At 55.5% G+C, this 11,442-nt stretch carries 8 protein-coding genes; 2 read left to right on the forward strand and 6 right to left on the reverse strand.

The window, feature by feature from the left end; genetic code table 11:
- On the forward strand, positions 1–1,158 hold a 1,158-nt coding region (locus tag VGE80_RS24510; RefSeq protein ID WP_440594481.1), incomplete at its 5' end, for an RNB domain-containing ribonuclease.
- Positions 1,159–1,415: 257 nt separating this feature from the next.
- On the forward strand, positions 1,416–2,969 hold the full coding sequence (locus VGE80_RS24515; RefSeq protein WP_440594482.1) for a sialate O-acetylesterase: 1,554 nt from the start codon (positions 1,416–1,418) through the stop codon (positions 2,967–2,969).
- 139 nt (positions 2,970–3,108) lie between these two features.
- On the opposite strand, the gene VGE80_RS24520 is transcribed toward VGE80_RS24515, so the two are convergent.
- The 6 genes from VGE80_RS24520 to VGE80_RS24545 all read right to left on the reverse strand — a co-directional run.
- Entirely contained in the window at positions 3,109–4,104 is a 996-nt protein-coding gene (locus VGE80_RS24520; protein WP_373651397.1) for a Gfo/Idh/MocA family protein, read from the reverse strand.
- Between the two features lie 231 nt (positions 4,105–4,335).
- Positions 4,336–4,836 (reverse strand): VOC family protein, encoded by a 501-nt coding sequence (locus tag VGE80_RS24525; RefSeq protein WP_440594483.1) that lies wholly within the window; start codon positions 4,834–4,836, stop codon positions 4,336–4,338.
- A gap of 545 nt (positions 4,837–5,381) precedes the next feature.
- The gene (locus tag VGE80_RS24530; protein ID WP_373651395.1) at positions 5,382–5,822 is read right to left on the reverse strand and encodes a type II secretion system protein GspG; all 441 of its coding nucleotides are present in this window, start codon (positions 5,820–5,822) and stop codon (positions 5,382–5,384) included.
- 361 nt (positions 5,823–6,183) lie between these two features.
- Positions 6,184–8,925, reverse strand: a complete 2,742-nt coding sequence (locus VGE80_RS24535) for a M16 family metallopeptidase (RefSeq protein WP_440594484.1) — start codon at positions 8,923–8,925, stop codon at positions 6,184–6,186.
- A 365-nt stretch (positions 8,926–9,290) separates the two neighbouring features.
- On the reverse strand, positions 9,291–11,102 hold the full coding sequence (locus tag VGE80_RS24540) for a c-type cytochrome (RefSeq protein WP_440594485.1): 1,812 nt from the start codon (positions 11,100–11,102) through the stop codon (positions 9,291–9,293).
- A gap of 208 nt (positions 11,103–11,310) precedes the next feature.
- A partial coding sequence (locus VGE80_RS24545) for an IS4 family transposase (RefSeq protein WP_440592247.1) occupies positions 11,311–11,442 on the reverse strand: 132 nt, incomplete at its 5' end.

Here is an 11,442-nt window from a genome sequence, read left to right on the forward strand (position 1 = left end):
CACGCCCAGGCGAATACGACATCTGTCTATGCCGTCGGTCATATATTCCCCATGTTGCCCGAGCGGCTATCGACCGACTTGACGTCACTCAACCTGCACGAAGACCGGCAGGCTATTGTGGTCGAGATGGATTTTGATTCCGATGGCCGACTGTGCAACTCGGACATCTATCGGGCCACGGTTCGAAATCACGCGAAGCTCGCGTATGACAGCGTTGCCGCATGGCTGGACGGAAGCGGGCCACTTCCCGTTCCCGTCCAGGCTGTCCCCGGGCTTGATGAGAACATTCGACTTCAGGACCAGATGGCACAGCAACTGAAGGCCGTCCGGCAGGCGTACGGGGCTCTCGACCTCGAAACGATCCAGACGCGGCCCGTATTCGAGGGAGATACGTTAAAAGATCTGGTGCTCGATCGCCGCAATCGTGCGAAGGATCTCATCTCTAACTTCATGATCGCTGCCAATGGTGTCGTGGCCCGATTCCTGAAGGCACACCAGTTTCCGTCCCTTCGTCGAGTTGTCAGCAAGCCGAAGCGATGGAACAGGATTGTCGATCTTGCCGCGGAGGCAGGTCATCTCCTCCCCCGGGATCCCAGTTCCACAGCGCTGGAAGATTTCCTCGTCTGGGCGCAAGCCACTGATCCGACCACATTTCCCGACTTATCACTCAGTGTAATTAAGCTCCTGGGACCGGGTGAGTATGCTGCCCAACTCGTCGATGGCCACATTCCTGGTCACTTCGGACTGGCGGTCGGTGACTACGCGCACTCGACCGCTCCGAATCGACGATACCCGGATGTGATCACGCAGCGACTGTTGAAGGCGGCACTCGATCAGCGTCCGGTTCCCTATAGCGATGAAGAACTGAAACAATTGGCCGAACGCTGTACCGAGGCAGAAGACGCAGCCAAAAAGGTTGAACGACAAGTCCGTAAATCCGCAGCGGCACTCCTGCTGGAATCACGGATTGGCTCTGTCTTTGACGCGATCGTCACTGGCGCAAATCAGAAGGAAACCTGGGTCAGAATCCTGCACCCTCCGATCGAGGGCCGACTGATCACAGGTCAGGAAGGAATGGATGTCGGTCGCAGACTGCGAGTCCAACTGGTTCGGACCGATGTCGAACTTGGATTCATCGATTTTAAAAGACAACGATGAAGGAATGAGAGCAGCGAATGCTCCCACCAGGCCGGCCACGTCAACCAGGGTCATTGACGTGGTCGATGAGAAGCAGTCTTGTCCGATTGAGCAATCGTCAGTGCGAATCGACCGCATAAAATCGCCTGCGACTGCGAATTTCATTTTCAAATTTCTCAGGATCGATGACTGAAAAAGTCCACACGGTTGCGTTACCATTCGTCGATCCTGATGCAACAGGCATCGAATCATCCACCGAAACCTGAAGAGTACTGAGTATGAAGAACGAGCGATCGCGTCTGATGGTGGCCATTGTGGCCTTACTGATGAGTTCCTCAGTCAGTTGGGCGGACGTCCAGCTTCCGGAAATTATCAGTAACAACATGGTGTTGCAGAAGGATATCCCTCTGCCGATCTGGGGTTGGGCTGCTGCGAACGAAGAAGTGACCGTGACCTTGGGCGACGCCAGTCAGTCGACCAAAGCAGACGCCTCGGGGAAATGGAAGGTGGTGCTGCCTGCGATCAAGACAGCCGGCGGTCCTTTCGAAATGACCGTCAAAGGCAAGAATGAGATCAAGGTCACCAACATCCTGATCGGTGAAGTCTGGGCCGGATCGGGCCAGTCCAACATGCAATGGCCTGTCAGTGCGTCGCTCAATGGCGTCCAGGAAATCGCCAATGCGAAGTTTCCCAAGATCCGCCTGTTCATCGTTCCGCTTGTTCCTGCTGGAACACCTTCTGAGCATGTGAACGCTCGCTGGGTCGAATGTTCTCCCGAAACCGTCGCTGGCTCGTCCGCAGTGCTCTACTTCTTCGGTCGCGAGATTCATCAGAAGCTCGACGTACCTGTCGGTCTTATTACGACCGCCTGGGGTGGGACGCGAATTCAGCCATGGATTCCTCCTGTCGGATACACCGCGATCCCTGAGCTGGCCGCTGAGAAAAACGACATGGTGAACATGGTCAATGCCTACGCCGACCAGCTCGCTAACTTCTCCAACTCAATCAAGGCCTATACCAAGCAGATTTCTGAAGCCAAGCCCGGTGAGGCGGTTCCACCAGTCCCACAAGGCCCTCCAGGACATCCCCTGAACAGCAACTACCAGTACACCGGTCTCTACAACGGAATGATCCACGCTCTCGCTCCCTTCGGGATTCGTGGATTTCTCTGGTACCAAGGTGAATCCAACAATGGCCAGGGAATGCAGTACTATCACTTGAAGCGAGGCTTGATCGAAGGCTGGCGCTCGGTCTGGAATCAGGAGGGTAACCGCGATTTCCCGTTCCTGTTCGCACAGCTTGCCCCGTTTAAATACGACGGCGATCCAACCCGTCTGGCCGGAATCTGGGAAGCTCAAACGGCAACTTTGGCCGTAAAGAACACTGGCATGGCGGTCCTGACCGACATCACAACTCTGAACGACATTCATCCGCCCAATAAGCAGGAAGTCGGCCGGAGACTGTCGCTGTGGGCTCTTGCCAACACCTACGGTCAGCAGAACCTTGAGTTCTCTGGACCACTCTACAAGTCGGTAAAGATTGACGGCAACAAAGCGATCGTCACCTTCACGCACGCTGCAGGTTTGAAGTCCCAGGACGGGAAAGAACTTTCCTGGTGGTCGATCGCTGGCGACGACAAGAAGTTTGTCAAAGCAACTGCGAAGATCGAAGGTGAAACGGTCGTGGTGACCGCTGATGGAGTGACCAAGCCAGTCGCGGTTCGATTTGGCTGGCACCAACTTGCGGAACCCAATCTGGCCAACGGAGCCGGTCTCCCCGCCTCTCCATTCCGCACGGATACATGGATCGATGCACAGAACTGGAATCCCTGATCGGATTTCGATCTGATCGACCGCCAAGTGGCGGTGTTTCAGCAGCCTGATTCAGCATCACCGCATGAACCTTCAAAAGTTCATGCGGTGTTTTTTTAAGTGTTCAAACCTTTTCCTGTCGCCAACGTGCCACCTGAAGTCACCCCCGAGAAAGTCCCGCGGCTTCCAGATTGTGCATCCAGCGCTGCACCTGCAGCCCGTCCTCAAAAGTGGCTCCTGCAGGAACGGCTTCTCTGCCGCCGGCAACCCGACAGAAACAGCGCAGTTCTTCTGCCATCATCCCCGTCGGACCTGTGGTATCAGTTCGGATCTCCAGAGCCATCGGCCAGTGTGCCCGATCGTCCCAGACTTCAATGGGACGGGGATTGGGGGAAATCCGCGCCACCCAGCCGCTGCCAAAGACTTCCAATCGATCAAACCCTCGCGGCGCCATACCACCGGGGGTGAGATACGATGCGACCATGGATGCCAGAGTGCCACTCGGCCACTGCAATTGAGCCAATGCCAGATCAATGGCACCTTCGGGAGTTCGGTGAAACTGGCACGTAAACCGTGACGGCTCCTCGGAATTCATCAGTACCTGAGCCGAGTACAAGTCATGGATCATGGCTGCGACCAGAGGGTTCTCGCCCGGAAAATCTTTCACGATCGAGGCGGGCCGATGACGGACGCTATCAATATAGGCCGGCTTCCCCCGCTGATGGACTTCATCACGCAGCTGCCGAAATTCGCTGTTGAAGAGCAGAATGTGCCCCAGCATTAAATTGGCAGAATTGGGCTTAACGTAAGGAATCAGGCTTTCCGCCTCTGACAGATCTGATGAAATCGGCTTTTCCAGCAGAACAGTTCGCCCCGCTTGTAAAAGTCGCTTCGTGACTGAAACATGTTCGCTCGTGGAACACGCGACAACCCACGCCTCCGCCCCCGATTCGGCGATGGCGCGATCCAGATCAAGCCATCCTGGTACCTGGGGCAACTCGCCGCGAAGCTGATCGAGACGCTCCTGCCGACGGGCCACGACAGCGACCAGTTCTGCTTCGGCTAATCCGGACAGCGTCAGTGCGTGGAGTCGACCAAAACGACCAAGCCCCACGACACCCACTTTAACGCGTGTAAAATCACTACCAACTGCCATGCCGTGAACTCCTGGACCGGTGACACAAGGTGCGGCCTCAGAATACCATAAACGGCTGAGCCACATATTCACGTGTCGATCGCAGGATGCAGTGAATTGTCCGTGATTCCAACGATGCCCCTTTGATTAATACCAGCAGGCATGCAGGACTGGAAAGAGCACGAGCGGAAAGCCTGCGGCAGCAAAGTCAAAATCCGCTCGGCCCTCTCTCAGATATCCCGGCAAAGTGCATCAGGTCGAAGCGGGCGCCTGAGGTGCCTGTGCGAAGGCCTCGAACATTCCGGCACGAACTTGTTCCGGGGTGAGATCCTGCTGATGCGTTGCCAGTGACCATTTGTGCCCGAATGGATCGACGATCACACCATAACGGTCGCCCCAGAACATGTTCTCTGGGTGCATGAGGACTGTTGCCCCCGCTTTTTCCGCTTGGGCAATCGCCACGTCACAGTCGGAAACGTAGCGATGCAGTGTGACGGGAGTCCCTTTCAGTGACAGAGGGGATTCTGACTTCCCATTACAGTATTCCGGGAAGTCATCCGCCAGGAATACGACGCTTCCGCCGATTTCCAGTTCTGCGTGCATCAGGCGACCATCCGGAGAGGACATGCGGCTGAGTTCTTTCGCGTCGAACGCTTTCTTGTAGAACTCGATTGCCTCGGCAGCGCCGGCACACACGATGTGCGGAATCAGACTTGCACGACCTTTTGGGATTGGCTGGACACTACTGCTCATGTTCTTTTCCTCGACTGAAATGAAAGACGTTTCCAGGTTCAACCGGGATCGTTGAGACGCATCGGATCGCGGCCAGATTGAAGGCGAGCCAAGCGAAATTCCCCGCTTCCAGTCATCCCTCAGGCCATCGATCTCATCGTCCCGCACAATGGAGGACTGGGTAACGTCCGTCCCGAGTGCATGGGATCCCTGCTCATTTAGTCGAAGAAAAACGTCAGAATCGACGGACGATTCAGAAATATTTTCTGCTTCGTCAAGCGATGCTTTTACCGTCGATCGCGCCCCTTGCTTGGGCAGACGATAACGATAGCGGGTGCTCATGACAGCGAACTCACAGGGATGCGACTGCGACAAACGCGACTTGCACCAGAGCAGTTCGCGTTTGGGACGCTCTCACAGGAAGTCAAACGCAATGAAAAAAGCCCATGTGCAGATGATCCGGATTCCTCCGGAATAACCTGCACATGGGCTTGTCTGCTGTTCGTCAAATTCGGGTCGGGCAACGAATCCTGCACGGATAGTGTGTCCAACCGCAAATCGTCAGACTATTCGGACCAGTTATTGATGTCGTCGCCCGAGCCGTCTTCGTTTTGCTTGTTCGGTCCCGACGACCAGATTGCGGGTTTGTCCACCGAGGACTTGCTGTTCGGGTACTGGTAATTGAGAGCTTGATTCCAGGCATCACGGGGGATTTTTTCAGCGAATGGGGCGAGCGGCTTACCATCCGCGCTCTGACCAGGAGAAAGCATTGCATTGACGTCAGGTGGGAAATCTCCGTCGTGGGCAATGGCATATTGCTTTGCGATCTGCTCAAACCCGGAAATGTTCACTTTTGTCTGCCGAATCATCGCGACCTTCTGCTGACCGATCAGGTTCGGGATGACCATGGCTGCGATGACACCGAGGATCGCCAGCACGAGCAGCACTTCCGTCAGCGTGAATCCGGCGCGAAGAGACGAATTATGAATGTGTGAGCGTCGTTTCATAGTAACTTTTATCCGAAAATCAGGTGCGTCCCAATCCGATGGTTGCAGACGACAGTATGGGGAAACTGCCCGGCCGCACGAACATTCGCCCGTACGCCTCATCCGTTGAGTGTGTCTCTTGCTGCGTAATCATGCAATGCGAAGGGGCGCTCGTTCAGATCGATTTCAGGTACCCTGCCCTGCCTCCAGAACGAGAGCAACGTTTCTCTGTCCATGCATGAGTTCGGCACAACCGGGTGCCTGCCCAACTCGGCGGCACCCGGCCTACGCGACTCGATCCGAATCGCTCCGCCCACCGTTTTAGTGACCAGATTCGATTGAACCTGAGCACAAGATTATTCCGGCGGTGGAGAACAAGCTGTTACTTGGCGTTCTTCTTCGCCGCCTCCCAGTCCCCTGCAACCACCGTGAGAATCGACTTCGGATCGATATGCTTCTTTAGTGTCTCAAGGACTGTTTCTGGTGTCAGTTCGCTGATGCGCGACTCAAGAGTCGTGTAGTACTCCATGGTTCGGTCGGCAAGGAGAGTCGACTCGAGAATCTGAGCCAGTCTGGCGTCCTCTGTCCGCATCACTTCCTGACTCTGAAGGAAACCACGCCGGGCATCATCCAGTTCTTTCTGAGTAACCCCTTCTTTCAGAAGTCGCTCCAGTTCTTCGTGAATCCCCGACACGATCTTTTCAAGATTCGCAGGATTATAGATCGCGTACATCGTGATGGTCGCTCGCGTATCGAGAGAGCTCGCCGCAAGCGACGATCCCACGCCATAGGAGAGACCTTCCTTCTGCCGAATCCGATCACCCAACCGAGAAGACAAAGCACCTGCACCGAAGACGTAGTTGCCAATCAGCAGGGCGGGATAGTCCGGGTTGTCATCTCGCAGGGGCAGCACTCCTCCCGCGAAGTAAAAGGCGTTCGCCTTATCGGGAGTCAGGATCTTGATGACCTCGGCCTTGACTTCGACATCGCTGGTGCGAGCGATTCGCTCATAAGGTTGCTTCGCCTTCCACCCCTTCAGCATCCCCGTCAAAGCTTTCATGGTTTCTTCTTCATCGAAGTCACCAACCACAACCAATTGCCCGGCATGCGAACCGAGGAAATCGGAGTACAGCTTCTTGACGGCGGGGATATCGACTTCGTCTGTCAGAGCGATTTCTTCTTCGCCTGTCGGATAGTAGCGCACATCGCCGACGGGGTACGGATTCAGGGCACGTCTCACTCCCTTCAGTGCCAGGTCCTGTGGATTGGTCAGTCCCTGTTCAAGATCGGCCCGATGCCCTTGCTTGAGGATATCGAGTTCAGCGGCGGGAAAGACCGGTTCTCGCAGAACTTGTCGCAGCAGTTCAATCACCGCAGGAAGATTATTGCGTTTGGTTTGAATCACAAACGTCGCATCGCCTGCCGAGCCGGAAGAGCCAAGTGAGGCCAGATTCTTATCCAGCTGATCCTGCAACTGTTGCCGTGTCAGTTGCTTCGTTCCCTTTGTCATCATCGACGGCAGGAACTCGGCGACTTTCCCCAGCCCGAACAGCGACCGTTCATCGCCATATCGAAGGTTCAACCGCAGGAAGACGGTATTACCGCGTGTCTTCTTGGGGAGAAGTGCGACCTTGATTCCATCGATCGAAGTCCGTTTCGTACGAGCCTCGATCTTGGCGGGATCCACATCAAACGCTTCTCCGGCAGACGTATCAGACCGCCCCTGGTAATCACCAATCATCTCTGCCAGATTTGGCGAAGACGGAATCACGGTCCGCTCGGCCTCTTTCGTCGGGTAGTAGATCCCAACAGTTCGGTTGTTGGGCTGGAGGTAGGCGCGGGCAACAGTGTTGACATCCTTTACCGTAATCTGTTCCAGACGGTCGCGGTAGATGAAGTAAAGTCTCCAGTCCCCTTGTGCAGCCCACTCGCTCAGGTGAATGGCCAACTGCTGAGAGTCTGACGCCTCTTGCTCACGCTGTTTCATCAATCGCTGCTTGGCGCGTTCGACTTCTTCTTCTTTGACCCCTTGATCAATGACCGACTGAAGCGTGTCCAACAGTCCGTCGAGCACCGATTCAGGGGTATTGCCACTGGCCACTTCCGCCATAAATCGCAAGACACCGGGATCGTGTAGAGCGTACGCGGCGCCGGAGACACTGGCTGCTTTCTTCTGTTCGACAAGGGCTTTGTACAGCCGACCCGACGGAGTCATCGTCAGGACCGATTCCAGAACATCGATCGCAGCGAAATCGGGATGTCCACCTGACGGGATGTGATAGACAGCTCCCACGACGCTGACGTCACCCACGCGACGAAGCGTGACCGTCCGCTCGCCATCCTGGGGTGGCTCTTCCGTGTACGTCTGATCGAGTTTCCGTTCAGGCTTCGGAATGGCCCCGAAGTATTTCCCCACGTATTCCAGCGCCTGAGCCTCTTCGAACCTTCCCGCGATGATCAAGATCGCGTTATCTGGCTGATAGTATTTCTGATAGAACGCGCGAAGATTTTCGACGGGAACACGCTCAATGTCTGCACGATTACCGATCGTCGCCTGACCGTAGTTATGCCAGTTGAACGCGGCACTCATGATCCGCTGACCGAGAATGCTGTGGGGGTTATTTTCTCCCCGCTCAAACTCATTCCGGACGACCGTCATTTCCGAGGTCAGATCTTCGCCCTTGACATGACTGTTGATCATTCGATCCGCTTCGAGGCGAATCGCGAACTCGAGGTTGTCATCGTTGGCAGGAAGAGTTTCGTAATAGTTCGTGCGATCAAGCCACGTTGTACCGTTGAACTGGGCTCCGCGAGCCTGGAGCGCCTTGGGGACACTCGGATGATCCGGAGTTCCCTTGAACAGCATATGTTCGAGCAGATGTGCCATTCCTGCCTCGCCATATCCTTCATGGCGAGATCCCACAAAAACGGTGAGATTGACAGTGACTGTCGGCTTCGATGGGTCGGGAAATAAAAGAACTTTCAGACCGTTCTCAAGTCGGTATTCACTGATGCCTTCAATCGTGGTGATCTTCATAACTTTGGACGCTTCTGCTCCGTGAAGTGTGAAACAAAGCAATGTGGGCAGTACAGCCAGCATTCCTGCAACAAGACGCTTTAACATCGATACGTTCTCCTCCTGATACCGCTTCACAGATGACTCGATGATGACTCTGGCTCATCCACCCGCACTCGTTCGGCGAAGCCGAATTCTCTACTCCATTTATCAATACGGATTATCTATATGGAGTTACCCAGTGCGAATTTCAAGGTCACGATCGATTGACCCGAACTTCGCGAGGGAAGAGATGTGAAGGGGTGAGAGGCTTAATCCGCCTTGCAACGCTCAGAACAAGAACTGTTGCCAGTTTGATCAAAATCGCCGCAAAAATTTCGACGGCTCTGGCGAAGCAGAGTTGTCCAATCATGACGACCAGCGAACAACTCCGTCAAGCCGGGGGGCGAAATCACAGCCAGATAAGCCGTTGACTACAGCGTTTTCAAATACTCGACCAACGCGGTGACTTCCTCGTCATTGAGTGCTTCACCGACGACATCCTCAGGTCGATGGTACTGTTTCAGGACCTGTTCGAGTGATCTCGCCTTTCCGGTATGCAAGAAGCGCCGGCGAGCTGATACCCCGCGCAGTGACGGCGGGTTGTAGAGCTTATTCGCATCCTTGGGGTCGATAACCGCACCGTCAAAGGTCTCATGTGTCGTAAAGTTGTTTCCCGAATGGCACTGTACGCAGCCCGCCCGGCCTTCAAACAGCTGGCGTCCCAAGGTGATGGCAGGTGAATCGTGATTGGCCCGGGGATTTTCCGGGTGACTCACACTGCTGAGGTATGCAGCCAGCCCTGCCACGTCTTCGTCAGCAATTTCCCGCTCGGTACTCATGCTTTCAATCAGGGAACGGCGCATCGCGTCTTTCAGATCTGTCTGCCAGCCGTGCCAGGTCCAAGGCCCAGTCTCTGCCACCCCCCGTAACGTGGGGATCAGCTTGGGGGTGCCATAGGTTCGATCGTTTCGCGTATCGAACACCTGCCCCGAAGTGTGACCATCTGTATGGCAAGTATGACAGCTGAACCAGGAGTGCATCGACCAGTTGGCGTCGTAGAACGCGATCTCACCCCGGCGGACGAGACTGATCTCCGCAGGCGCACCCAGCGAGATATTCTCAACCTGGTCCGCCTCGAGATCCACCACCTGCAGGGAATCGCCAAGGTGATTCGCAACGATGACACGTCGCTGGTCCAGGAATTGAACGTCGACAGGGCGACCTCCGAGCGGAATCCGTCGATAGCGAGAGGGATCTTTTCGCAAGACTTCAGGCAGGAAATCGCCCGGATCACCTGAGGGCCAGGGGATGGAGGGATACTCCAGTACGAGTAACTCATGAGTTCCACCGCACGTCACTGCGATGTACTTTCCATCAGGACTCAGCGCGACGGCGTTTGCATCTCCCACAGCCTTGCCGCGAATATCCAGGCCAAGTTGCTTCTGATCACCTGGTTCTCCGTCCGGTAGTGGTAGTTTCGTCAGGCGGTTGTCAATCACCCAGCCGATGTCAATCATCCCTGCCGTCACCGAAAACGCACGGTTGATGGCACTCGGCAACAGCACGAGTTGCGAGTCCGCCGTGATCACAGGTTTGCCGGGGTTAAAGCCGCCATCGAAAATCTTGCGAGCACTGATCTGGTTCAGCGTCGCGGTATCGTGCACGAACGCCTCGCAGGGAACGGAACAGAACGTAACGAGCCACCGCCCGTCCGGAGAAACCGCGAGTGTCCGGGGAATTCCGCCAACGTCAATTCGTGAAACCGGTCGGTCCTGGGCCACCTCTTCGTGGCGTGAGTCAGCCGAAATCAAGGCTTCTACCTGAATCGCCGCAACTTGATCTTCACCACCTAAGGCCACAAATACGCGGCTACGGTCAGGCAGCATGGCTAAACCAGACGGTTCGTCCCCCACGGCAAACTTCTTGAAAAGACTGATCGCTGAACCGTCCCGCTTCACGACCGCCACCGCATCGTCATGTAACAGGCTGACGAGTGCGAACGAATCACTTACCCAGACCACATCGAAGGGATGGCGACCGACTGGAAGCTCGCTGAGCACACGCTGCCCGGTCACGTCAACCAGAGTCACTGTCCCTGATGACTGGTTTGCGGTCATCAAGACGGTGCCATCGGGAGAGATCGCCAGAGCCAGTGGGCTGCGGTGGGCCTCTTCCGCCGGGCACTCGTTCAATGAGACGGCCAGGATGACGGCAAGCAATTTCAACAGGCTTTTCCAGTTCATGAATTGTCTCGTTGATAAGCAGTTTCAAAACCGGTCGTGCAAGCACGGCAATCTTCGAACATCGCGGCCCAGTTGGCAAGAACACTCAATGCGTGAGATGTCCCCATTTCGTCAAATTGCGCACGACAAGAACAGGAGTTCACGTCCCGAGCCGAATGTTGGAGTTCGACGCACTTTTGCGGGGTGGCCTGACAGCAGGACCTTGTCATTACCCACATTTTCTCCTGAGAGCATCTTGAGTTTGCAGTGCGATTAGAAGTCGTTCGGTCCCCCTCCAAAGGGTCATCCATCCGGGTTCGCCATCGCCTTTGCGCATGAGAAAGCCGCCGAGTGAAGCGAG

Source organism: Schlesneria sp., assembly GCF_036405755.1.
GTDB lineage: Bacteria > Planctomycetota > Planctomycetia > Planctomycetales > Planctomycetaceae > Schlesneria > Schlesneria sphaerica.